The 24,141-nt window shown below is 66.2% G+C and carries 23 protein-coding genes and 1 pseudogene; 10 read left to right on the forward strand and 14 right to left on the reverse strand.

Going from position 1 to position 24,141, the window contains the following annotated elements; all coding sequences use genetic code 11:
- The 3 genes and pseudogenes from G3N97_RS22265 to G3N97_RS22275 form a co-directional block, all read right to left on the reverse strand.
- Window positions 1-312 (reverse strand): annotated as a pseudogene (locus G3N97_RS22265) (energy transducer TonB); the annotation flags it as partial.
- Between the two features lie 752 nt (window positions 313-1,064).
- Window positions 1,065-1,820: a DeoR/GlpR family DNA-binding transcription regulator gene (locus G3N97_RS22270; RefSeq protein WP_205995143.1), complete on the reverse strand. Its 756-nt coding sequence runs from the start codon at window positions 1,818-1,820 to the stop codon at window positions 1,065-1,067.
- 68 nt (window positions 1,821-1,888) lie between these two features.
- Window positions 1,889-2,791 carry a LysR family transcriptional regulator gene (locus G3N97_RS22275; RefSeq protein ID WP_205995144.1) on the reverse strand — a complete coding sequence of 301 codons (903 nt, stop codon included), beginning with the start codon at window positions 2,789-2,791 and terminating at the stop codon, window positions 1,889-1,891.
- A gap of 130 nt (window positions 2,792-2,921) precedes the next feature.
- On the opposite strand from G3N97_RS22275, the gene G3N97_RS22280 reads away from it, so the two are divergent.
- Both G3N97_RS22280 and G3N97_RS22285 read left to right on the forward strand, forming a co-directional pair.
- Complete coding sequence (locus G3N97_RS22280; protein WP_205995145.1) at window positions 2,922-4,091, forward strand: alkene reductase; 1,170 nt, start codon at window positions 2,922-2,924, stop codon at window positions 4,089-4,091.
- A gap of 34 nt (window positions 4,092-4,125) precedes the next feature.
- Window positions 4,126-4,794, forward strand: coding sequence for a type 1 glutamine amidotransferase domain-containing protein (locus G3N97_RS22285; protein WP_074983238.1), 669 nt, complete (start codon window positions 4,126-4,128; stop codon window positions 4,792-4,794).
- 63 nt (window positions 4,795-4,857) lie between these two features.
- Here the strand turns inward: G3N97_RS22285 and G3N97_RS22290 are convergent, their stop codons facing one another.
- Window positions 4,858-5,685 (reverse strand): SDR family oxidoreductase, encoded by an 828-nt coding sequence (locus G3N97_RS22290; protein WP_205995146.1) that lies wholly within the window; start codon window positions 5,683-5,685, stop codon window positions 4,858-4,860.
- Between the two features lie 99 nt (window positions 5,686-5,784).
- Here G3N97_RS22290 and G3N97_RS22295 point away from each other — a divergent pair, with 99 nt between their 5' ends.
- Window positions 5,785-6,720 carry a LysR family transcriptional regulator gene (locus G3N97_RS22295; RefSeq protein ID WP_205995147.1) on the forward strand — a complete coding sequence of 312 codons (936 nt, stop codon included), beginning with the start codon at window positions 5,785-5,787 and terminating at the stop codon, window positions 6,718-6,720.
- Between the two features lie 58 nt (window positions 6,721-6,778).
- Here the strand turns inward: G3N97_RS22295 and G3N97_RS22300 are convergent, their stop codons facing one another.
- Genes G3N97_RS22300 through G3N97_RS22310 form a run of 3 tightly spaced genes read right to left on the reverse strand, consistent with a single transcriptional unit; the run spans window position 6,779 to window position 9,694 of the window.
- Window positions 6,779-7,741, reverse strand: a complete 963-nt coding sequence (locus G3N97_RS22300) for a cyclase family protein (protein WP_065063878.1) — start codon at window positions 7,739-7,741, stop codon at window positions 6,779-6,781.
- A 23-nt stretch (window positions 7,742-7,764) separates the two neighbouring features.
- On the reverse strand, window positions 7,765-8,910 hold the full coding sequence (locus tag G3N97_RS22305; RefSeq protein WP_205995148.1) for a glycerol dehydrogenase: 1,146 nt from the start codon (window positions 8,908-8,910) through the stop codon (window positions 7,765-7,767).
- Between the two features lie 22 nt (window positions 8,911-8,932).
- Window positions 8,933-9,694, reverse strand: a complete 762-nt coding sequence (locus G3N97_RS22310) for an SDR family NAD(P)-dependent oxidoreductase (protein ID WP_176081375.1) — start codon at window positions 9,692-9,694, stop codon at window positions 8,933-8,935.
- 260 nt (window positions 9,695-9,954) lie between these two features.
- On the opposite strand from G3N97_RS22310, the gene G3N97_RS22315 reads away from it, so the two are divergent.
- Window positions 9,955-11,019, forward strand: coding sequence for a LacI family DNA-binding transcriptional regulator (locus tag G3N97_RS22315; RefSeq protein WP_065063871.1), 1,065 nt, complete (start codon window positions 9,955-9,957; stop codon window positions 11,017-11,019).
- Window positions 11,020-11,052: 33 nt separating this feature from the next.
- Here the strand turns inward: G3N97_RS22315 and G3N97_RS22320 are convergent, their stop codons facing one another.
- Together G3N97_RS22320 and G3N97_RS22325 are read right to left on the reverse strand one after the other, a co-directional pair.
- The gene (locus tag G3N97_RS22320; protein WP_065063869.1) at window positions 11,053-11,595 is read right to left on the reverse strand and encodes a 2,4'-dihydroxyacetophenone dioxygenase family protein; all 543 of its coding nucleotides are present in this window, start codon (window positions 11,593-11,595) and stop codon (window positions 11,053-11,055) included.
- 252 nt (window positions 11,596-11,847) lie between these two features.
- A complete protein-coding gene (locus G3N97_RS22325; protein ID WP_205995149.1) occupies window positions 11,848-12,684 on the reverse strand; it encodes an alpha/beta hydrolase in 837 nt (278 codons plus the stop codon).
- 392 nt (window positions 12,685-13,076) lie between these two features.
- On the opposite strand from G3N97_RS22325, the gene G3N97_RS22330 reads away from it, so the two are divergent.
- Window positions 13,077-14,465, forward strand: a complete 1,389-nt coding sequence (locus G3N97_RS22330) for an MFS transporter (protein ID WP_065063866.1) — start codon at window positions 13,077-13,079, stop codon at window positions 14,463-14,465.
- A 143-nt stretch (window positions 14,466-14,608) separates the two neighbouring features.
- A complete protein-coding gene (locus tag G3N97_RS22335; RefSeq protein WP_205995150.1) occupies window positions 14,609-15,352 on the forward strand; it encodes an SDR family oxidoreductase in 744 nt (247 codons plus the stop codon).
- A gap of 23 nt (window positions 15,353-15,375) precedes the next feature.
- On the opposite strand, the gene G3N97_RS22340 is transcribed toward G3N97_RS22335, so the two are convergent.
- The 5 genes from G3N97_RS22340 to G3N97_RS22360 are packed head-to-tail and all read right to left on the reverse strand — an operon-like array spanning window position 15,376 to window position 20,871.
- On the reverse strand, window positions 15,376-16,614 hold the full coding sequence (locus G3N97_RS22340; protein ID WP_205995151.1) for an alpha-hydroxy acid oxidase: 1,239 nt from the start codon (window positions 16,612-16,614) through the stop codon (window positions 15,376-15,378).
- 20 nt (window positions 16,615-16,634) lie between these two features.
- On the reverse strand, window positions 16,635-17,588 hold the full coding sequence (locus G3N97_RS22345; RefSeq protein ID WP_205995152.1) for an SMP-30/gluconolactonase/LRE family protein: 954 nt from the start codon (window positions 17,586-17,588) through the stop codon (window positions 16,635-16,637).
- 24 nt (window positions 17,589-17,612) lie between these two features.
- Window positions 17,613-19,118 carry an MFS transporter gene (locus G3N97_RS22350; RefSeq protein ID WP_205995153.1) on the reverse strand — a complete coding sequence of 502 codons (1,506 nt, stop codon included), beginning with the start codon at window positions 19,116-19,118 and terminating at the stop codon, window positions 17,613-17,615.
- A 53-nt stretch (window positions 19,119-19,171) separates the two neighbouring features.
- Window positions 19,172-19,873, reverse strand: coding sequence for an RraA family protein (locus G3N97_RS22355; RefSeq protein ID WP_205995154.1), 702 nt, complete (start codon window positions 19,871-19,873; stop codon window positions 19,172-19,174).
- Window positions 19,870-20,871 (reverse strand): hydroxyacid dehydrogenase, encoded by a 1,002-nt coding sequence (locus tag G3N97_RS22360; protein ID WP_241030755.1) that lies wholly within the window; start codon window positions 20,869-20,871, stop codon window positions 19,870-19,872. The genes G3N97_RS22355 and G3N97_RS22360 overlap by 4 nt, the downstream gene beginning before the upstream one ends.
- 174 nt (window positions 20,872-21,045) lie before the next feature.
- Here G3N97_RS22360 and G3N97_RS22365 point away from each other — a divergent pair, with 174 nt between their 5' ends.
- The 4 genes from G3N97_RS22365 to G3N97_RS22380 form a co-directional block, all read left to right on the forward strand.
- On the forward strand, window positions 21,046-22,014 hold the full coding sequence (locus G3N97_RS22365; protein ID WP_205995156.1) for a LysR substrate-binding domain-containing protein: 969 nt from the start codon (window positions 21,046-21,048) through the stop codon (window positions 22,012-22,014).
- Window positions 22,015-22,165: 151 nt separating this feature from the next.
- Window positions 22,166-22,768, forward strand: coding sequence for an NUDIX domain-containing protein (locus G3N97_RS22370; protein WP_205995157.1), 603 nt, complete (start codon window positions 22,166-22,168; stop codon window positions 22,766-22,768).
- Between the two features lie 30 nt (window positions 22,769-22,798).
- Entirely contained in the window at window positions 22,799-23,095 is a 297-nt protein-coding gene (locus tag G3N97_RS22375; RefSeq protein ID WP_205995158.1) for a YciI family protein, read from the forward strand.
- 240 nt (window positions 23,096-23,335) lie between these two features.
- Window positions 23,336-24,141 (forward strand): diguanylate cyclase (locus tag G3N97_RS22380; protein ID WP_205995159.1); only part of this gene is annotated, 806 nt, incomplete at its 3' end.

Below are 24,141 nucleotides of genomic sequence, written 5' to 3' on the forward strand. Positions count from 1 at the left end.
CGGCGGCACGAACGGCGGCGGCGGCGGCGGCGTGAACTTCGGCGGCGGCAGCTGCACGGTCGGCAACGGCGGCGGCGGCGGCGGCTTCACCGGCTCGATGATCTTCGTTTCGATGGGATGCTGAATGACCTGCACGACCTTGGTCGCGAGGCCGTTGATCAACGCGTAGATCAGCACGATGTGCAGCAGCAGGACGATCGCGATGCCGCCGAAACGGCGCACCGGGTTCTGCTGCTTGCGGCCGAACTCGCGAGGCCGCGCGGGCCGTTGCAGCGCGGCGCCCGCCGATTGCAAACCGACTTCCCCTTTCATCACCACCTTCGCTCCCTCGGGCGTCTTGCGCCCACTTTCCGCTGTGCAGCAGCGCCGGCACCGGTCGGGCGCGGGCGCTGCATCAAGTCAGGTGTTTCTTTCGCAGTCCGAATGGCATGCATTGCATCGGGATCCGTTGTGGTAAACCCGATTCATGCGCTGGCACGGAAGCGGACTGCGGCATCGCGTTATTTCCGGCGCTTCGACAGCATCCTCACGCATGGCGCGGTGACAAATGTGTGTCGAAGTTCATTAACGCGTGTGGCGGACTGAACGATAGCAAGTAAAAAAAAGCTCAGTAAACTTTTTTTGATGGGAGATTACCGAAATTAGAGAAGTTATTCTAAACCGCTATAAATCCCGCCCGTAGAGCGTCCTGGATATTGACCTACTTCAAATTTAAATGCAGGAAGCTACAAATATTACAAATACCAAAATGAACATTTCTTTTGTATTTCAATTTAAGTGAAATGAATCAAATTGGTGCGGCGCATTTAAAACGCCGCACATTGGTGCATTAAAGAAATTTCACCGGGTAAACGCTAAACATGTAAAGCATTTGTAATTAAATGTCGATTGGCAGTCTGAAACCGCTGATTGCTTCGCTTATTTCTCAACGCGAATTGCTATTTGACTGGCTTTAAAATCTCGTCAAATAATAAGGATAACTTCACAGTTCAACAACGTCACTCGTATTTACTTCGACATCCTGATCAAACGTTTCGAGCCTGTTTTCAGGCTCGAAACTCCCGTTACGCCTTCACCACCGTCAAGCCCGCCTTTTCGATCGACTTCACGAGCCGCGCGTCCGCGCCCGCATCGACAATGAGCGTCTGCGCCAGATCGAGTTCGCCGATGCGATACGGCGACGCCGTGTTGAGCTTCGACGCGCACGCCAGCACGACCGTTTCCGCCGCGCGCTGCGCGAGCGCACGCTTCACGTAGGCCTCTTCGAAGTCGCCGGTGCTCAGTCCCGCCTTCGCATGCACGCCCGTCACGCCCATGAAGTAGAGATCGGCATGCACGTGCGACATGGCCTCGACGGCCGCCGCGCCCACTGCCACGAGCGAATGCTTGTAGAGCTTGCCGCCGATCAGCACAACGTCGATCGACGGATGCGCCGCCAGCGCCACGGCTACGCTCGGACTGTGCGTGACCACGGTCGCCTCCAGATCGGGCGCGAGGCATTGCACCAGCAGCGCCGACGTGGTCCCGCCATCGACGATCACGACCTGCCCCGGCTCGATCATCGCCGCGGCCTTGCGCGCGACGCGCTGCTTCGCGGCCACGTCCATATCCTGACGCTGCGCGAGCGGCGCAACGGCCGGCGAAGCGGGCAGCGCGCCGCCATGCACACGCTGCAATCGCCCTTCGGCGGCCAGTTCGCGCAGGTCGCGCCGCACCGTGTCCTCGGATACGCCGAACTCCACGCTCAATGCGCCCGCCAGCACCTGGCCGTCGCGTTCGAGTGCATCGAGAATCGCTTTCTTGCGTTGACTCGTCAGCATGATTTGCACGAATTTTCTTGTAATTTCACGAGTCTGCACGGTAGCACGCGGTGCTTCACGTCTGCAACTCAAGCTTCCAATCTGGGACTCAACGTCTCCACGAGGAAGTCGATGAACACGCGCACGCGCGCGGTCATGTGACGCTGATTGCTGAAGATCACGTGGATGTCTTCGATGTCGCCCGGGTTGTAGTCGGGCAGCAGTTCGACAAGGCGTCCCGACGCGAGATCGTCCTTGATATGAAAGAGGCCCAGACGGCTGATGCCGAGACCTTCGAGCGTCATCTGGCGCATCGTCGCGCCGTTGTTCGTGAGGATGTCGCCGCGCACGGGAAAGTGAAACACGCGCCCGTCGATGCGAAACGGCCACTCGTCCATCGCGCGGCGAAAGTTGAAGTTGAAACAGCGGTGAGCCGCGAGATCTTCCGGCGCTTGCGGCACGCCGTGCGCTTCCAGATAACGCGGCGCGGCGACGACCGCGCGTCCTGTCGACCCGAGCTTGCGCGCGTGAAAATTCGCATCCGATAACGGCCCCGTGCGCACGGCCACGTCGACGCGTTCGCGCTGCAGATCCACCACCGCGTCCGTCAACGAGAGATCGACGCGAATGCCGGGATAGCGCGCGGTAAACAGCGGCATCAGCGGCACGATGTAATGCGTGCCCATCGGAATCGACACGTTGATGCGCAGCGCGCCGTGCGGCGCCGTGATGCCCTCGGCGATGCCGTGCTCGGCTTCGTCGATGTCGTCGAGAATGCGCACGCAGCTGTCGTAGAACAGCCGCCCTTCGTTGGTCACCGCGAGATGGCGCGTGGAGCGCTGAAACAGCAGCACACCGAGCCGTTCTTCGAGGCGGCTGATCACCTTGCTGACCGCCGAAGGCGTGAGCTCCAGCGTCTTGCCCGCCGCCGAAAAACTGCCGGTTTCGACCACGCGCGTGAACACCCGCATTTCGCCGCTTCGACTGTCCATGTGAACGTTTGATTCCAGAATTTAGTTCACAAATGATATTCCATTGCACTGGCTAGGAAAAGGAATCCACGGCGCTCACAATGGTTGTTTCGAAGACGCGCGCACGCCGCAGCCAAGGACAGCCAGCACCATGACGACACTTTTCGATGCCTACGATCTCGCGGGCCGCCCGCTCCGCAACCGCGTGGTGATGGCGCCGATGACGCGCGCCCGCGCGCCCGGCAACGTGCCCAACGCCGCCACCGTGCGCTACTACGCGCAGCGCGCGAGCGCGGGCCTGATCGTCACGGAAGGCACGCCGATCAGCCCCGAAGGCAATGGTTTCGTCGATTGCCCCGGCATCTGGAACGACACGCAGGTGGCCGCGTGGCGCCACGTGACCGACGCGGTGCACGACCTCGGCGGCACGATCTTCACGCAGATCTGGCACGTGGGCCGCATGAGCCACGTCTCGCTGCAACCGGGCGGCGCGGCGCCGGTCAGCTCGACCACTGCGCAGGCCGCGAAGAGTTCCGCGTTCGGTTACGACGAGCACGGCCAGCCCGCCTTCGTGACGGCGAGCAAGCCGCACGCGCTCACGCTCGACGAAATCGCGCGCGTGATCGAGGACTTCGCGAACGCCGCGCAGAACGCCGTGGACGCCGGCTTCGACGGCGTCGAAATTCACGGCGCGAACGGCTATCTGGTCGAGCAGTTCATCAACGGCGCGGTCAACGACCGCACGGACGCCTACGGCGGCGACACGGTGGAAAACCGCGCGCGCTTCGCGCTCGCCGTGGTGGACGCCTGCATTGCGCGCATCGGGCGCGAGCGCGTCGGCATCCGGCTCTCGCCGTTTGGCCGACTGCACGAACTCGGCGACTTCGAAGGCGAAGCGGACACCTTCCTCTATCTCGCCCGCGAACTCGGCGCGCGCGGCATCGCCTACGTGCACATCATGGATCAGGCCAGCCGCGGCGCGCCCGCCATGCCCGCCGGTTTTCTCGAACGCTTCCGCGCCGCGTATCGCAGCGAAACGCGCGGCACAAGCGGCGCCACGCTGATCCTCGCGGGCGGCCTCGATTTCCAGAAGGCCAGCGCGCTGCTCGCCAGCGGCACGATCGACCTCGCCGCGTTCGGCGCGCCGTATATCGCGAACCCGGATCTCGTCGAGCGCTTCCGCCACGGCTGGGCCATCGCGAAGGTCGATGCGAGCACCTACTACGGCGGCGACGCGCACGGCTACACCGACTACCCGCATTACACGGGCGACGCCGCGCACGACAGCGCCAACGAAGCCGCGCACGACGTCACGGCCTGATTTTCCACACACTCACATTCTTGAGAGCATCGACATGAAACCGGTTCTTATCGTCATGACCAGCCACGGCAGCAAGGGCGAAGGTGGAGATCCCACGGGCTTCTATCTGTCGGAAGTGACGCATCCGCTCGCCGTCCTCGAAGCCGCCGGCATTCCGGTCGAATTCGCCTCGATCCAGGGCGGCGAGCCGCCCGTCGACGGCCTCGATCTCGACGATCCCGTGAACGCGCGCTACTGGAACGACGCCCGTTTTCGCGCCGCGATCGCGCAGTCGAAAGCGCTCGCCGACGTCGACCCGAGCACGCTTTCCGCGATCTTTTTCGCGGGCGGCCACGGCGCGATGTGGGACTTCCCGACCAGCGCGGCCGTCAACGATAAAACGCGCGCCGTGTGGGAAGCGGGCGGCGTGGTGGGCGCGGTCTGCCACGGTCCCGCCGCGCTGGTCAACGTGACGCTCAGCGACGGCCGCTATCTCGTCGCGGGCCGCAAGGTCGCCGCCTTCACCGATGCCGAAGAAGAAGCCGTCGGCCTCACGCAGGTCGTGCCGTTCCTGCTCTCCAGCACGCTCGCGCAACGCGGCGCGCAGATGCAGCCGGGCGCGGAATGGACGCGCACGGTGGCCGTCGACGGCAAGCTCGTGACCGGCCAGAATCCGCAATCGGCGACCGGCGTGGGCGAAGCGATCCGCGATCTGCTCAAGTAAGCGGGCGCATCCACGCGCAAGCGTATCAACGTGAAATGAACGGCGAGCGCCAACGCTCGCCGTTCACGCTTTCTCCATCACCGATAGCGCGACGTCCTTCTGCGCTTCCAGTGCTTCGAGCTGCCGGATCAACGACGCGCGAATCGATTCATACGCCGACCGCCCGAGCGCGAGACGCAAAGGCGGCGACGCGCTGTCGATCGTCGCGATCATCGCGTCGACGGTCTTCGCCGCATCGGCGAATTCGAAATAACCCGCGTCGAGCGCGCGGCGAATCTCGCCCACCGGCGTGGCGTCGTAGACGCGCATCGGCTGCGCGCGATCGAGGCCCGCGCCGAAATTCGTGCGCGTCGCGCCCGGCTCCACGATCACGAAGTCGATACCGAACGGCGCCACTTCCTGCGCGACCGCCGCGACGAAACCCTCGATGCCCCACTTGGTCGCGTGATACGCGCTGAACGCCGGATAGGCGATGCGGCCGCCCTCGGACGACACCTGCACGATGCGCCCGCCGCCCTGCTCGCGCAGACGCGGCACGACCGCGCGAATCAACTGCATCGAGCCGGTCAGATTGGTCGCGATCTGCTGCTCGATGCGCCCGTCGTCGAGTTCCTCCGCCGCGCCGAACAGGCCGTATCCCGCGTTGCTCACCACCACGTCGATGCGCGGCAGCGTCGCGAACGCGTGCGCCACGGCGGTGCGCAGCGTGTCGAGTCGCGTCAGATCGAGTTCGACGATGTGCAGGCGCTCTCCATATCGCCCGCGCAAGTCGTCGAGCGCACCGGGCTTGCGCAGCGTCGCGACGACGGCGTCGCCGCGCGCCAGCAGGCGCTCCGTCATGCCCCGTCCAAGCCCGCTCGATGCACCGGTGATCAGCCAGTTCTTCGTCATGTTTGCGCTCCCTCGATGAATGTTGCCTTCATGCTAGAGCGGTATGATTCGTCGCAGAAGCCCCGCTAATCGGCATCTCATGTTGAGGAAAATTCACCAATGAGCAAGTCCACCAGCAAGCCGCCGGGCAAGCCGACGCTCGCCGATCTCCAGGCGTTCATGACGGTCGCCGCGCGGCGCAGTTTCGTGCAGGCGGCGGGCGAGCTGGGCGTGTCGCGTTCGGCGCTGAGCCACGCGATGCGCGGGCTCGAAAACACGCTCTCCGTGCGGCTGCTGCATCGGACGACGCGCAGCGTCTCGCTGACCGAAGCCGGCGAGCGGCTGCTCGCCCGCCTGCGACCCGTGCTCAGCGAACTCGATCACGCACTCGACGACGTGGCGCGCGACGACGAGGCGCTGCGCGGCTCGCTGCGCATCAACGGCAGCGACGGCGCGATCCGCCATCTGCTGCAAACCGTCGTGCCGCGTTTTCTCGCGCAGTATCCGCAGATGGAACTGGATCTGGTGTCGGAGGGGCGTTTCGTCGATATCGTCGCGGAGGGTTTCGATGCGGGCGTGCGGCTCGGCGAGGCCGTGCACAAGGACATGATCGCCGTTCGCATCAGTGACGATCTGCGTTTTCTCGCCGTGGCCTCGCCGCGCTATCTGCGCAAGCAGGGGCGTCCCGTGCTGCCCGGCGATTTGCAGGCGCATCGCTGCATCCGCCAGCGTCTGCCGGGCGGACGGCGTTATCGCTGGGAATTCGCGCGACATGGCGAGGCGGTCGCGATCGATCCGCCCGGCGCGCTCACGCTCGACAGCAACATGCTGATGGTGGAAGCCGCGCTCGACGGGCTCGGCATCGCTTACGTACCGGAGCCTTACGCGCGCGACGCGCTGGCGCGCAAGCGGCTCGTGGCCGTGCTCGAAGACTGGTGTCCGGCGATACCTGGGTTGTTTCTGTACTTTCCAGGCAATCGCCATATTCCCGCGGGGTTGCGGGCGTTGATCGAGGTGGTGCGGGCGGCGCGGGAAGAGAGTGGCGCGGCGCCATGAACGGCATCGCGCGGCCCACGCGGGCCGCGCGAACACCACGCAACGCAAGAACGCGCGCCTACTTGATGACGATCGGATTGACCGGCGCGCCCGTGCCGCCCACGACCTTCAACGGCGCCGCCGTGTACAGGAACGCATACTGGCCGTCCTGCGCGCAATCGTCGGCGAGCGCGTCGAGTTGCGCGATCTCGGTCAGCGCGATGCCCAGATTGCGCATCAGCGCATTGTGCAGCGGCAGATCGACGCCCGAGACCGGATCGGTCGTCACCTCGTTCGCAATCGTGTCGGTCACGAGGTTCGGAATCTCCATGTCCTGAAACCATTGCACGAGTTCCGGGCTATAAGTCAGGCCCGGCTCCTTGAAATTGGCGTAGAACTCGGCGCGGTCGCGCTTGTAGAACGAGCCGATCCAGCCGGTGCGAATCACGAGAATATCGCGCTTCTCGATCGTCACGCCCTGCGCTTGCGCCGCGTCGAGCAGATCGCGATGCGTGAAAGTCTCACCCGGATCGAGCACGTCCTTGCCGCGATGGCGCGCGATGTCGATCAGCACGCCGCGCCCCACCACGCCGCGCTCGCCGATCGGGCAGACGCTGGCTTTGGCCAGACCGCCGATCGTCGTATCCGCGTCGTAGCCGTTCCAGATCTGATCGTCGTACCAGACGTGCCCGAGCGCGTCGTACTGCGTGGAGCCTTGCAGATACATGAACATCACGTCGTCGGCGTATTGATACGAGCCCGGAAAGACCGGCCCCTTGCCGCAGTTGTAGTGGCCGCGATCCATCACGCTCATCCGCTTCGCGCCCTGGCGGCCCGGCCAGACCGGATCGCCGTCCGGGTCGCCCATGCGCACCTGCAGCGTGAAGGTCTTGCCCTGACGCACCGTGGCGATGCCCTTCAGGATCTGCGCGGCAGTCAGGTAGTTCAGCGAACCGACTTCGTCCTCGGGGCCCCATTTGCCCCAGTTTTTCGGCGAATTCGCGAGCAGTTCGCTCACATGCGGTACGTTTCTGGCTTCCATCGATGTCTCCTTCCGTGTGAGTGTCATACGAGGCCGGGCGCTGTGGCCGGCGCAATCGTGGCGGCGGCGCGCCGCCGCAGCGCCGCTTCGCCTCGCCGGTCCGCGTCGTGCAGCGCGCGCGCAAGGCGCCCGGCCGTCAGCGGCGGCGTCATGTGGCGGCTGTACGCGGCGGCCAGCGTGGCATCGACGATCGTGTCCTGCTCCGCCTGCGTGAGCGCATCGCGCTGGCCCAGCTCGCGCAGCGTCACGGGCAGCGCCACCGCCACAAGCAATTCGATCAATGCTTCGATATCCTGATCGTTTCGTCCTTCGGCTTCCATCTGCACGAGCGTGCCGAACGCGACCAGCTCGCCATGCAGCATCGACGAAATCGACGGGATCGCCGTGAGCCCGCGAATCAGCGCATGCGCGAGCGACAAGCCGCCGCTTTCGAATCCCACGCCGCTCAGCAGCACGGTCGCCTCGACGACGCGTTCGACCGTCGCGTCGAGCCGTCCCGCGGCGACGGCCGCGTACGCCGCACGACCGTCGCTCATCAGCACGTCGTACACCATGTTCGTGAGGCGCAGCGCAGTATCGAGCGGCGGTGTGCCGAACGAGTTATGGCCGCCCGACGCAAAGCATTGCGCGGCCTCGAAGCGCTTGCTGATCGCGTCGCCGATGCCCGCCGCGAAAAAGCGCACGGGCGCGCGCACGATCACGTCGGTATCGACCAGCACGAGCACGGGATTGCGGCTCAGATAGTCCACGCCGACCACGCGATGATCGTCGTCGTAGAGCACGATCAGGCGGCTCGTCGGCGCGTCGTTCGAGGCGATCGTCGGGCAGACGGCAACCTGCGTGCCGAGCGCCATCGCCACGCCTTTCGCGCAGTCGATCGCTTTGCCGCCGCCCAGCCCGACGACGACGTCCGGCGCGAACGCACGCACGCGGTTCGCGAGATCGGCAATCGCGCCTTTCGTGCATTCGCCCGGAAACGTCGCGCGATGCGCGTCGAGTCCGGCGCGGCGCAGCGAGGCGTCGACGCGCGGCCACAGCGACTCGCCGACCGCCGCATCGCACAGCATCACGGCGCGCGCGAAGCCCGCATGCGCAAGCTGCTCGCCGAGCGCATCGAGCGCGCCCGGCCCCTGGGTGTACTGGCCGGGGAAACCGATGGTTCTCAACATGGTGCGCTCCCTGGACAGGCCATCAGGTCATCAACCAGCCGCCCGCGACGTCGATCACCTGGCCGGTGACGAAGCTCGCGTCCGCCGAGGTCAGAAACGCGCTCACCGACGCCACCTCGTCGGGCGTGCCGAGGCGGCGCAACGGCGTCGCCTCGACCACCGCCGCATTCGCGTCGCCGGACACCGTGCGCAGCAGCGGCGTGTCGATGCGCCCCGGCGCGAGCGCGTTCACGGTGATGCCGTGCGGCCCGAGCTCGCCCGCAAGATGACGCGTCAAGGCGATCAGCGCGCCCTTGGTGGCGCTGTAATGCGCGCCGACGATATCGAGGTACGCGCGGCCCGCCACCGACGACATGGTCACGATGCGTCCAAACCCGCGCGCGACCATCGAGGGCGACGCGACGCGACTGAAATGAAACGCGCTGTTCAGGTTCACGTCGACGACGCGCGCCCACTCCGTTTCGCTCATTTCGTAGATGCGTCTGGGCGCGCCGTTGTGCTTCGGCGAAATGCCCGCGTTGAGCACCAGCGTGTCGACGTCGCCGAGTTCGGCGGACACTTCGGCCAGTGCGCGCGCGCAGTCGTCGTAGCGGCCGACGTCGGCGGCGGCGAAATGCACGCGGCCGCCGGCACGCGTCCATTCGGCGGCCCGGTCGCGGCCCGCCGCCGCGTCGAGATCGACGATCCCGACGCGCGCGCCTTCCGCCAGATAGCGTTCGACGATCGCCGAACCGATGCCGCCCAGCGCGCCCGTGACCAGCACCACGCGATCCTGATGTCTCATGCGTCTCCTCCATTCGTCCCGCCGCGCCGGCTTCGCGGCTCACGCGGCATGTATTTCACAGCAAATATGAATCGCTTCATTTTTTGTTCATATGAATCGGATCGATTCGTTTCTTCTACGACATTGGTCGCATATTGTTCGATACATCCATATTTGAAGCGCTTCAATTATTGAGTCCGGATTGAGGTTTGTCAACACGAACGTTTACCCGTAAGGCACAATGGTGAACGACTGTTTCCTTGCTGGCGCCGCCGAACTCCATGACGAAATCCGATCCGCCCCGCCCGACCCTCGAAGACGTCGCGAAACTTGCCGGCGTGTCGCTGGGAAGTGCGTCGCGTGCGCTCTCCGTGCCCGACCAGGTCAAGCCCAAAACGCTCGCCCTGGTGAAGCGCGCGGTCGAGCAGCTCGGCTATGTGAGCAACGGCGCGGCGCGCGCGCTCGCGTCGCGCAAGACGCACACGATCGGCGCAATCTATCCCACGATGTACAACCCGGCGTTCGTCGACTCGCTGCAAACGCTTCAGCAAACGCTCTGGGGCCTCAATTACCAGGTCGTGCTCGCGATCCACGAATACAAGCCGGAGCGCGAGTACGACGTGGTGCGCGCGGTGGTCGAACGCGGCGTCGACGGCGTCGTGCTGGTCGGCACCTCGCATGAAGACCGCGTTTTCGACCTCATGCGCCAGCGTCGCATTCCGCTCGTGCTGACCTGGCAAATCGGCGAATCGCGTTACGGCGAGTGCATCGGTTTCGACAACCGCCAGGCCACTTACGACATGACGCGCGAAGTGCTCGCGCGCGGCCACGAGCGCATCGCCGTGGTGTGCGGCACGCGCGCGAACAATCCGCGCGCGGTGCAACGCGTGGCCGGAACGGCCGACGCCATGCGCGAGGCCGGCTTCGAACTCACGGAAGACTGCGTGATCGAGGAACCGTTCTCGCTCGAAGGCGGGCGCGACGCGGTGCGCCGCCTCGCCGCCATGGCGCAGCGGCCCACGGCGCTCATCTGCCATACCGACCTGCAAGCCATCGGCGCGATGTACGAATGCGGCGTGCTCGGTCTGCGCGTGCCGGAAGATCTCTCGATCACCGGCATGGACGACATCGAACTCGCCGCGCTCATGAATCCGCCGCTCACCACCATCCGCGTGCCTACCAAGGAAATCGGCGTGCTCGCGGCGCGCCGTATCGTCGGCATGGCCGAACAGCGCAAATTCGACGATCCGGCCACCGTTGCCTGCGAAATCGTGCTGCGCGAAAGCCTCGGGAAGGCACCGGCGCGTCCGGCGCCGTCACGCAAGCGCGCGGCGCGAAAGGCCTGAGCCCGCGCGCCGCAACCGGCGCACACCGGCCGATCAGCGGATGAACTGCTTCACATAGTCGGCGCCGAGGCCCGACGCTTCGTAGTGGCGCGTCGCGGCCTCGATCTTCGTGAACACATCCTCGTAGCCTACGGCCACGCCCTGCGGGTCCACGTAGGTGTAGCCGCCCGTCACGTGGAACCACGTAATCATCTCGTCGACGCCTTCGGGCACGTACAGCGTGTGCGTCTCGCCAGCCGGCTCGTGCGCGTACGAACCCTGCTCCGCGATCCAGTCGTGTTCGAGGTAGTACCAGCGCCCCTTCAGCACGATCGCGTGAACCGGGCCGGTATGCCGGTGCCGCGACAACACCCCCGATTGCCGCACGCGCAGCAGATTCACGTAATAGCCCTGGCTCGCGCTGAGCAGCAGCGGCTTGAACGAGACCGTCGCCGTGGTGGGCACCCACAGCGCGTCGTCCTTCAACCACTGATCGAGCACGCCGAGATGCACGAGGTCCGGCGACATGAACGGAACCTGCGGCAGCGCATACGGAATGGCCTGCTCGTCGGGCCGGCGTTCGAGTAGTGACGACATAAAGACTCCAGAATTAACGGGTAAATCGCAAGAGAGTGAATATGAAGCGCTTCATATTTAATCTAACCCAATCCGCATGAGGCGGACTTTACTGGGTCAATTTTATTTGAAGCGCTTCATATTTGCAACGAAAAATCGGCGACGTGAAGACGACCTGAACCGGCTGCCGCCTCGCCGTCGGCCGTGCGGCCCGCGCACGAGCATCGCGAGCGCGCTGCGGACGACGACGCTGCACCGCGCCGACCTGCGCCTTCAGACGCGCGGCGTCGTGAAGAAGTCGACGATCGCGGGCAGCACCACGTCCGGCGCTTCGAGCGTCGGGCTGTGGCCGATCTTCGTGAGACGCATCAGGCGCGAATTCGGCAGCTCGCGCTTCATCTCGTCCGACCAGGCGGGCGGACGCGGCATGTCTTCTTCGCCATTGATGATCAGCACCGGAATGCGGATCGACGCCAGCAGCGGCACCGAAGTCTCGCGATGCATGACGCCCTTCATCGCCGGACGCAGCGTCTTCGGCAGCGCGGCAATGCGTTCGCGCCAGAAACCCACGAGCGCCTGCTTGTCGGGATTCGCGCGCGTGGTCTTGCCGAACATCACGGCCATCGTCAGTTCGAGCACATCGCCGGTGAATCCGCGCTCGCCCGCGTCGACCACCCACTGTGCGAATTGCGCGCCCTGCCCCGGCGGCTCGCCGCACGCGGACGAACCCGCCACGATCAGCGAACGAAACAGCGCCTGGTCGCGCGCGATGAGGCGAAATGCAACGTCGCCGCCCATCGACTGCGCCATGACGTTGATGTCGCGCAGCGCCATCCGGTCGATCAGCGCGGCGATATCGTCCGCGCACTCGTCCATCGTGATGATGTCGACATCGTGATACCGGCTCTTGCCCTGACCGCGAAAATCCGGGCGAACCACGCGGAATTTGCCCGCGGCCGCTTCGACCAGGCCATCGAACATCGAGTTGTCGAGAAAGCACGAATGCAGACAGAGAATCACCGGCAAATCCTGCTCGCCCGTGTCCTCCACCCACAGCTCCGTGCCGTTGACCGCATACGCGCGGCCTTGCGTTGTCTCTGCTTGCGCCATGTGACGCTCCTCCAGGGAATAAGTTGCCGGGATCGGCATCCGTCTTGCCGCCCGGTCGGTTATGAAACGCTACAAATTCGTCTGACTACGCGCCGTGTGAACGACCCCGATTCGCCATCGCGACGACTCCGCAGACAAATTTGAAGCGCTTTCAGAATTGCGCATCCGATTCAGAATGTCAAGAAATACCCATCAATTACGCACTATTTCCAACTCACAGGGAAAACCCTCTATACCATTTGCATTTTTCCAGGATCACAATTGAAGCGCTTCATATTTACGCGCAACCGAGCCCATCCGCCGCGTTAGCCGCCACAAAATTTGAAGCGCTTCATAACATTCAAACAACACGCGAATTCACGATTCGTCAGAGATCATTCAGGAGGTTGGGTATGGAAACGGCAGATAAGGGGCTGGCGCCGGCGCGCGTCGCCTCGCCCGCAAAACGGCGCGCGGTCGCGCCGCAATCATGGATGGCCTTGCTGCTGCTATGGCTCGTCTACGCGATGGATGCGAATTCGCGCAGCATGCTGTTCGCGGTGCTGCCGTCGATCACCAAAGAATTCGGCACGAGCGCGCAGACCATCGGGCTCTACGCGACGATCATCACCATGTCGACGGCGCTGATCGCCATCCCGACGATGATCTGGGCCGACAAAGGCGGCCACGGCTGGCGACGCAAATACCGGCATCTGCCGATCGTCATCGGCTATACGTTGTTCACCTGCCTCTCCGGCGTGACCGTGCTGACGGCCTCGATCGGCGTACTCATCGCGATGCAGGTGCTCTCGCATGCATTTGGCGGCGCGGGCGAATCGATCGAAGTCACGTCGCTCGCCGAATGGTGGTCGAAGGAACGCCGCGGCCTCGCGCTCGGCATTCACCACACCGGTTTTCCGTGGGGCTCGCTGCTCGGCGGTTTCGCCATCAGCGGACTGCTCAGCGTGTATGGTCCGCAGAACTGGCGTCTCGCGTTCCTGCTGTTTCCGATCCCGATGATCGTCGTGTTCGCGTGGTACTGGATCTATTGCAACGCGAAGCGCTACGACCAGTTCCACGCGCACGTCCAGAGCATCGGCGAAACGCCGCCGCTGTCGCCCGATCTCGAACACGGCGCGGGCGCGCCTCCCGGTTCCTTCGGCGTCGCGATGCGCAATCCGAACATCTCGGTGATCGGTCTGATCTCGCTGCTCGCGATCGTCGGTTACTTCGGGATCAGCTTCTGGCTGCCGCAATATCTCGCGTTCGTCGCGCACTACAACTTTGCGGAAGCGGCCGCGTATAGCGTGCTGTTCACGATCACGGGCGGCATCGGCCAGATCGTCTGGGGATGGATTTCGGACCGGCTCGGCCGCAAGCTGTGCCTCATGATCCTGTTTGTCTGGCTGACGGTCGGCATGCTGCTGTTCAAGTATTCGTCGGTGAGTCTCGGCACGCTCGTCGCGATCCAGCTGTTCGCGGGTTTCGCGCTGAATGCGCCTTACACGCTCGTGTACGCGATTGCATTCGATTCGACCAAACCGGGCACGACCGGCATCGCGGGGTCGATCATCAATGTGGGCATCTATCTCGGCGGCTTCGGTCCGTTCGTGATCGGCGCGCTCATCAACGCGGGCGGCGGTCTCGGCAACGCGAGCGGCTATAACACGGCGCTGTATTTCATCGCCGGACTCATGGTGATCGCGCTCTTCCTGACCGCGCTGTTCACGCGCGAGACGACCGGATGGTTCGCGGCATACGATCGCGCGCTCGTGTCGCGCAAGGTGTGCAATCTGCAATAAGACTGGAAGCCGTCTGAAAGCGGGCGAGCGGCGGCTCGCCCGTGTGCATTCGAGTGTGCGCGTGCATCGCGTGACACCACCCGCCGAATCACCGACAATCGTCCGCTGATACGCATCGACCGGCCTTGTCCAGAGCATTCCCGATGAAAACCCCGCAACCCGTCGCCCTCGTCACGGGCTCGACTTCCGGCATCGGCGCGGCCATTGCGCACCGCCTTCACGCCGACGGTTATTCAGTCATCCTGCATTCCCGCAACTCGGCGGAAACGGGCGAGGCGATGGCCCGCGAACTCGGCAACGCGGCCTACGTGCAAGCCGATCTCGCCAACGACGCCGATCGAACCCGCCTCATCCGCGAAGCCGCTGCGCTCTGGGGCCGCCTCGACGTGCTGGTCAACAACGCGGGCATCAGCCGCGTGATCCCGCACGACGATCTCGCCGCGGCCACGCCGGAGGTCTGGCAGGAATTGAACGAGGTGAACGTGGTCGCGCCGTTCCGGCTCGTCACCGAAGCGCTGCCGATGCTGCGTGAAGCCGCCGCGCGCGGCAAGGCGGGTTGCGTCGTCAACGTGAGTTCGCATGCGGGTGTGCGGCCCAAGGGCGCGTCGATTCCCTACGCCGCGAGCAAAGCGTCGCTGAACCACGTCACGCGTCTGCTGGCGCTCACGCTCGCGCCGGACGTGCGCGTGAACGCGGTCGCGCCCGGTCTCGTCGATACGCCGCTCACGGCGCAGTGGACGCAGGCGCAAGCACTCTGGCGAGAACGCTCGCCGATGCGCCGCGCCGCCAGCCCCGAGGACATCGCGCAAGCGGTGTCGCTGCTCGTCGCCTCGGATTATTTGACGGGCGAGATTCTGCTCTCGGACGGCGGCCTGAACCTCACCTGAGCGCCGCGCGCGTCAGCAACGCCTCACTCGCCGCGCCGCCGCAAGCGGCTCGCATCGACGTCGTCGGGACGCGTCACGCCGAGCAGCGCCATGTTGCGGCGCATTTCCGCCGCGACGATCGCGAACGCGTGCAGCAGCCCCGCCTGCCCCGCCACCGCGCCTGCATAGTTGAACGGACGGCCGATAAACACGGCGCGCGCGCCGAGCGCCAGCGCCATCAGCACGTCGCCGCCGCGTCGGAAACCGCTGTCGATCATCACCGGACAATCCGCGTCGACGGCCGCCACCACGCGCGGCAACGCGCGCAGCGGCGCGATTGAGCCATCAAGCTGACGTCCGCCGTGATTCGACACGATCAACCCGTCCACGCCGAGTTCGCGGGCGCGGCGCGCGTCGTCCGGATCGAGAATGCCCTTGAGCACCAGCGTGCCGCGCCAGCGCTGCCGGATCATCCGCAAATGCTCCCAGCTCAGATGGTCGCGCGCGCCGAAGTCGCGCAGCACGTTCGACGAGAGAATCGGCGCGCCGCGGGTGGTGCGCGAGTTCTCGAAGTGCGGCATGCCGTGACGCCAGAGCGTGCGCAGCGCGGTGCCGAACAGCCAGCGCGGGTGCGTCAGCCCATCCCACGCGAGACGCGGGCCGGGACGCAGCGGCGTCGAAAATCCCGCGCGCAGATTGTTCTCGCGATTGCCCGACACGGGCACGTCGGCGGTCAGCACCAGCGTGCGAAAGCCCGCCTGCGCGACGCGGTCCACGAGCGCCGCGATCGTCTTCGGCTCGCCCGGCACGTACATCTGGAACCACGCCTGCGGATTCGCCTGCGCGATCTCCTCCATGCGGATCAGCGACGACCCGCTCATGATCATCGGCAGGTTCGCGAGCGCGCTCGCCTGCGCCTGGATCAGATCGCCGCGATACGCCGAGAGCGCGCTGATGCCCATCGGCGCGATGCCGAACGGCGCGGCATAGGTGTGGCCGAACAGCGTCGTGTCGAGCGTGCGCTGCGAGGTGTCGACGAGCACGCGCGGCACCCAGTCGTACTCCTCGAACGCGGCGCGGTTCTCGCGCAGCGAGCGGTCGGTTTCGCAGCCGCCGCTCACGTAGGCGAAGATCGGGCGCGGCAGATGGCGACGCGCCGCGACTTCGAAGTCGGCGAGCGAAAGCACGCGCGCGAGACGGCGCGGAATCGGCGGCGACGTGCCCGTGCGCGGCGCGGAATGGTTGGCGAGCGGATAGTCGCTCAGGCTGAAGGCGGCGGTCATGGCGCGCTCCTCGCTGCGGATCAGGCGACGCGCGGCAAGGCGATGCCGGGCGCGATCGCGTCGGCGACCAGCACATTGCCGCTCTTCGATTCGGTGATGAAGATCTGCTTGCGCTGCGGGCCGCCGAAGGCGAGGTTGGTCACCGTCTCGCCCGCGCACGATTTCACGCGCGCGATGCACGCGCCGTTCGGCGCGAACACGAACACATGGCCGAGCGAGGCGTGCGCGACGTAAAGGTTGCCCGCTTCGTCCATCGCCAGGCCGTCGGGGCCGCTCGTGCCGAACAGCGAGCAGAAGCGGCCGACTTTCGCGGTGCCGCCGTTGTCGAGCAGCGGCACGCGCCAGACGGCGTTGTCGCGCGTCATCGCCACGTACAGCACGCGGCCCGACGGATCGAGCACGAGTCCGTTCGGGCTCACGCCGTTCGAGAGCAGGCAGTCGAGGCGGCCGTCGGCGCGCAGACGGTAGACGCGGCCCGTGGGATCCTGCAGCCCCGTCTGTCCCTGATCGGTGAAATAGATGTCGCCGTTCGCGGCGATCGCGAGGTCGTTGCAGCCTTTGAACGACTCGCCGTTACGCGAGGTCAGCAGCGGCTCGACGCGTCCGCTTTGCGGGTCGAGCTGCATGATGCCGTTGCGATAATCGGCGATCAGGATGCGGCCGTCCGGATGGAACTTGAGGCCGTTCGGCTCGCCTTCGTATTGCGCGACGAGCGTCCAGTCGCGTTCACTTTCACCGCCGCCCTGGCCGCCCTCACCACCTTCAATGCGAAAGATGCGGCCGAACGGAATATCGACGACATAAAGCCGCCCTTGCGCGTCGAACGCCGGACCTTCGAGGAAGCTGTCGACGCTCTGCCCCGCCTTGTTGGCGTTGGCCCAGGCCGAGCGCACGCCGGTCTGGCGAAAGCGCGCCGGCATCGTGGAAAACACGCGCGTCGGCACGACGCGCGGCGGTTCATCGAGATAGAACATGCGGTGCCCTCAGGCAAGGCGAAATTAACCAGAGATCTGTTCGAGGCTCAGGCCGCGCGAGCGCGGGCCGAACAGGCCGATCGTGAGCATCACCACGAACATCGATCCGGCGATCAGCGCGAACACGCCGGGCACGCCCAGGTGACGCAGGAAGAAGCCGATCAGGAAACCCGAAAGCATCGCGCTGATGCGGCTCGCCGAATAGACGAGGCCGATGGCGCGCGCCCGCATGCGCGTCGGGAACAGTTCGGCCTGGTAAGTGCGGTACGAGAACGTCATGCAGTTGCCCGCCAGCGTCATCAGCAGACCCATCGCGACGAGCAGCATCGGCTCGCGCTGCTGGGCGAAGACGATGCCGAGCACGGCCATCGCCGCCGACGCGCCGACGATCAGCCATTTGCGTTCGACGCGGTCGGCGATCAGCATCGACAGCAGCGGCCCGAGCGGACTCGCGATGGCGATCAGAAACGAATACCAGAGGCTGTGCGTGAGCGTCACGCCTTTTTCGGCGAGCAGCGTCGGCACCCAGCTCGCGAAACCGTAATAGCCGATCGACTGGAAGAAGTTGAACACCAGCAGCATGATCGTGCGGCGACGATAGCGCGCGTTCCACGGGCTGTCGTTTTCCGCCGATACGGTTGTGGGCGCAACGTTATTCGCCGGCTCGACGCGGGCCGCCGGCAGCGGCTTGCCCGTCGCGCGCTCGATGCGCTTTTCCAGCCGCGCGACGATCGCTTCGGCCTCGGCCACGCGGCCGTGCTGGATCAGCCAGCGCGGGCTTTCCGGCAGACCCAGGCGAATCAGCCAGACGAACACCGCGCCCGAGCAGCCGATCCACACGACCCAGCGCCAGCCGTCCTGACCGAACGGCGCGATCGGCACGAGTTGCCACGACAGAAACGCGATGGTGGGAATCGACGTGTACTGGATTGCCTGCACGAAGGCGAAGGCGCGGCCGCGCAGACGCGCGGGCACGAACTCGGAGACGTAGGCGTCGATGGTCACGAGTTCCGCGCCCACGCCGATGCCCGCGATCACGCGCCAGAACACGATCCAGCCCGGCGCGTCCTGCAGCGACATCATCACGGCGGCGAACGTGTAGCAGAGCAGCGCGCCGACGAACACGCGGCGGCGGCCGAGCCGGTCCGCGATAAAGGCCACGCCGATCGTGCCGATGAAGAGCCCGAGAAACAGCGCGGCGACGAACGCGCCGAGACCGCCGAGATCGAACAGCGAGGCCGTCGTTTTCGTGAAGATGCCGGCCTTGACGAGCCCCGGCCCGATATAGGCCGTGAGGAACATGTCGTAGATCTCGAACCAGCCGCCGAGCGCGAGCGCGCCGATCAGAAGCCACACAGGCGCGCTGGGCGGCAGCCGGTCGAGACGCGCCGAGATCTGGCGCGCGTGGGCCTCGGGCGCGGCATACGCGCGAGGGACTTCGTGCGCGCCCTCCGAGGCACGCGGCACATCGGCCGCCGTGCGCGCGTCATGAACTTCACGCGCGCCGGCGACGGGGGTGCTCGATTGCATGGCCTTGTCTCCTGTCTTGTTTTTTAGTGTCGCTGCGTTCGATCGAGCGTCGTTTAAACCGGGCAGCCCTTCTTGCGCAGCAGCGCGTTGAAGCGTTCCGGGTCCGCGCTGCCCGCCGCGTTGGTCGCGCGGATCGTGTCTTCCTTGTCCGCGTGCGCGCGCACCAGCGGCAGCAGCGCGTCGAGCCGGTCGACCGGCACGGCGATCACGCCGTCCGCGTCGCCGAGAATCAGGTCGCCGGGATTCACGACCATGCCCGCGCACGCGATCGGCACGTTCACTTCGCCCGGGCCTTCCTTGCTCGGGCCGCGGAACGTGTGGCCGCGCGCGTAGACCGGCATGCCGCCTTCGGCCCATTCGGCGAGATCGCGGATTGCACCGTCGATCACGAAGCCGCCGATCTTCTTCGTGAGCGCCGAGGTGCGCATCAGTCCGCCGATCAGCGCCTGGGTCAGATCGCCGCCGCCATCGACGACGATCACGTCGCCCGGCTGCGCCAGCTCGATCGCCTTGTGGATCATCATGTTGTCGCCGGGACGCACGCGCACCGTGATGGCCGGGCCGCACATCGTCAGCGTGACCGAATGGTGATAGGCGCTCAGGCCGTAAGCGCCCGTGCTGCGGCCCATGCAGTCGCCCGCGTGCGCGACCGGCACGCTGCGGAACGCTTCGATCTGCGCGGCGCTGGGCAGCGAGGCGCGCTGCCCGACGAAGAAACCTGCGGGCCAGCCGGCCCGGTCCTGGAGGGAGTTCATGCGATGACCTTGAGATCTGAGTGAGGATTCTGAAGCACGGCGCCGTTCACGCAGGCGGCGGCGTCGACCGCCTCGCCGCGCAGAAAACGCAGGCAGGTTTCGGCGGCGGACACGGCCACGGCGTCGAGCGCGTCGGGCGTCGAGCCGCCCACGTGCGGCGTAAGCACGACGTTGGGCAGCGCGGCGAGCGGATCGTCGGCGGGCAGCGGTTCGTGGCGGAAGGTGTCGAGGCCCGCCGCCGCCAGCTTGCCGCTGCGCAGCGCGGCCACGAGCGCCGCTTCGTCGATCAGTTCGCCGCGCGCCGTGTTGACGACGATCGCGCCATCGGGCAGACGCGCGATCGCCTCGGCGTCGAGCAGATTGCGCGTGTGCGCGTTGACGGGGCAATGCAGGCTCAGCACGTCGGCCTGCCCGAGCAGCGCGTCGAGCGAGGTTTCGAGCGTGACGAACGGCTGCGCGTCGGCCTGCTTCGCGACCGGATCGAAGGCGCGCACGTGCAGGCCGAGCGCATGCGCGATCGCCGCGACGCGCTTGCCGATCTGCCCGTAACCGACGAGGCCGAGCGTGCGGCCATGCAGTTGACGGCCGTCGCCGGTGCGGGTCCAGCGGCCCGCGCGCAGTTCGCTGTCGAAGAAGTTGAGCTTGCGCGCCGAGGCCAGCATCAGGCCGATCGCGAGTTCCGCGACCGAATGCGTGTTCGTGCCGGGCGTCGTGAAAACGGGAATGCCGCGCTGCGTGGCGGCGTCGACGTCGATATTGGTCACGCCCACGCCGTGCTTGCAGATCACGCGCAACGTCGGGCAGGCGGCGATGGCCGCGCCGCTCAGCTCGACCGTGCGCGAAATGACCGCGTCGATGGGTTGCGTGGCGAGAATGCGCGCGACCTGCGCGGCGTCCTGGGCGTCGTCGATATAGACGGTCTCGCACTGGGCGGCGGCCAGCACGCGCTGACCCGCGGGCGCCAGACGCGGCGCGGTGACGAGAATGCGATACGACATCGGGTGTCTCCTTGATGATCTCGAAGGCGGGCGCCTGGTCGGTGGCCGCCTGCTTCCTGTCGTCATTGTTGACACCTCGACTCATAATGTCTATTTTCGATTTTTCATCTTTCCATTCCTGTCAGCTATGAATTTCCCTCGCGGCGCGCGCGCCGGAAGGCAGTCGCCATGGTCATGAATCTGCAGGTCCGCGACCTGATGTATTTCGCGAAAGTAGCCGAGCTCGGCCATCTGGGGCGCGCCGCCGAGGCGCTGCACGTCACCCAGCCCGCGCTCTCCAAGTGCATCGACCGGCTCGAACAGAACTACGGCGCGGCGCTGTTCGAGCGCAGCGGACGCGGCATCCGCCTGACCGACGCCGGGCGGCTGCTGCAGGAGCGCGTGCGTCTCGTCGAACGCACGCTCGACGAGACGCAGCGCGAGATCGCGACGCTCGGCGCGGGTCTCTCGGGGCTGGTGAAGGTGGGCGCGGCGGCCACCATCGCCGAATTCATCATGCCGACGGCGTGCCGGGTGCTGCACGAAGAAGCGCCCGCCGTGGTGGTGGAACTGCAGATCGGCATGAACGACGTGCTGCAGGACGCCTTGCGCAAGCGCCAGCTCGACGTGGTGATCGGCCCGCTCGGCCGCCACGACGACGCGCTCGTGCAGATCCCCATCCTCGCCGACGACGTGGTGGTCGCCGCCAGCGCCACGCATCCGCTCGCGGGCAAGCGCGCGACGCTCGAAGCGATGTCGGCGTGCGGCTGGGTGCTGCCCGCGCAATCGGTCGCCACGCGACAGTGGCTCGAAGCGGTGTTCGCGGCCCACGGCCTGCCCGCGCCGCGCGCCGCCGTGATGACGAGTTCGATCGCGGCCGTGCCGCGCCTGATCGCCGAAACCGGCCTGCTGAGCTTTATTTCGCGGCGCAATCTGGAGGCGGGCCGCTTCACGCCCGCGCTCGTCGAACTGCCGAATCCGGTCACGACGATGACGCGCGAGTTCGGCGTCGTGCATCGCAACGACGACTATCTGTCGCCCGCCGCGCGGCGGCTGATCGAGATCGTGCGCACGCAGCACGACGAGGTGGCGGCCACAACGGAGACGGCTGCGGCGAAGGGGCGGGTGAAAGCGGGCGCCGGGCGGCGGAATCGGGAGCGTTAGTCAACGCGCTTTATCCGCACGTTTGCACGAATTTTCTTGAATTTGCACGAGACTGCACGTTACCATGCGAGGCAGATCGCGCCGGATTCGTGCTGCCCGCACGCCGAGCCGCGCCCCCCAAAATGCCGGAAAACCGCCTCAGGAGACGCCCATGACCGCCACCCGCGACCGCATCCGCATCGTCGACACCGCCGTGCTGTCCGACAACTGGTACGTGCTGAAGAAAGTCACGTTCGACTACCAGCGCCGCGACGGCACCTGGCAGCGCCAGAGCCGCGAAACCTACGACCGCGGCAACGGCGCGACCATCCTGCTGCACGATCCCGCGACCGGCAACGTCGTCCTCACGCGCCAGTTCCGCATGCCCGCGTTCGTCAACGGCCACGACGGCATGCTGATCGAAACGGCCGCCGGTCTGCTCGACAACGCCTCGCCCGAGGCGCGCATCCGCGCCGAAGTCGAGGAGGAAACCGGCTATCGCGTGCGCAATCTGCGCAAGGTGTTCGAGGCGTTCATGAGCCCCGGCTCGGTCACGGAGAAGCTCTACTTCTATCTCGGCGAATACGATGCGTCGCTGCGCACCGGCGAGGGCGGCGGGATCGCCGAGGAAGGCGAGGATCTCGACGTGCTCGAACTGCCGCTGGGCGAGGCGCTGGCGATGATCGAGCACGGCGAGATCGTGGATGGGAAGACCATCATGCTGCTGCAGTACGCGGCGCTGCAGGGTCTCGCCGGTCACGCGCGCGCGGCCTGAACCGCTGCCCTTCACCGTCACGGAATCATCATGTACATCGTCACCCTGACCTATTGCGTCTCGCACGAACGTATCGACGACGCCCTGCCCGCGCATCGCGTCTATCTCGACGCGCAGTTCGCCGCCGGCAACTTCATCGCCGCCGGGCCGAAGCTGCCGCGCGACGGCGGCGTGATCGTCGCGTCGAATATGGACCGCGCGCGTCTCGACGCGATCCTCGCCGCCGATCCGTTCGCGCAACAGGAACTCGCCACCTACGCGGTCACGGAGTTCAAGGCCACGCGGCTCGCGCCCGGTCTGAATCTGCCGGTTCCCGAGGCGTCGTAACACACGCACGCGCGCACACGCTCGCCCGACGTTACTGACGTTACGTAACGCCGTAACGCGACACGCGCGCCGCGTTACGTAACCCCCGCACGCGCGGGAACGTAATCGGGCTGTTGCGCGCGCATCGGATGCCGCCGCGCCGTGGCATGGCTCCTGCTTGAATGAAGCGCATAACCACAAGCACGGCGCGCGGCGCAGTCACGGATTGCGGCGCGCGCGGGCACCGACCACGCGACTTCGATGAGCACGCCCACCGTCTACGAAACGGCCTTTCTCGCCGCGCCCTTCGGCGCGTTTCTGTGCCGCGCCGATGGCGTCTTCGCACGCGTGAATCCCGCGTACGAACAGCTCACCGGTTATCGCGCGCAGGACCTGATCGGCCAGCGCAAATTCATCGCCCTGCACGATCCCGCCGAACTCGTGCGCCGCGCCGGACCGCTCAACGACGCCAACGGCGCGCAGGGCGCGCACGGCATCGAGCGATTCCAGGGCGAATGGGCCTACGTGAAGCGCAACGGCACGCGCGTGCCGGTCTCGCTCGCGCTCGCGCCGCTGCCGGGCGCGCTCGACGCGCACTACATCGGCATTGCCGTCGACACCACGCGTCACTCGCAAGCCGAGGCGCGGCTCTGGTACGTCTCGTATCACGACCGCGCCACGCGCCTGCCCAATCGCGATCTGTTTCTCGAACGGCTCGATCTCTCGCTCGCGCGCTGCCGGCGCGCGGACACGGCGCTCACCGTGCTCGTCGTCGAGATCGACGATCTGCAGAAAACGCGCGAAGCGCTCGGTCCCGACGGCGCCGATCTCGTGCTCGAATACGCGGGCGAGCGCCTGCGGCGGCTCGTGCAGGCCGAGTGCAGCGAGAGCGTGGTCGGCTCGATTGGCGGCGACCAGTTCGCGATCGCGCTGCCCGGTCACGGCGACGACGCCGGCCCGCTCGCGCAGCAACTGATCGACGCCTTCGCGCGCGCGGATCGCACGCGGCCCACGCGCGGTGCGACCATGAGCGTGGGCGCGGTGCGCTTTCCCGCCGACGGCGCGGA

This window comes from Paraburkholderia sp. Ac-20347, assembly GCF_017104805.1.
GTDB lineage: Bacteria > Pseudomonadota > Gammaproteobacteria > Burkholderiales > Burkholderiaceae > Paraburkholderia > Paraburkholderia tropica.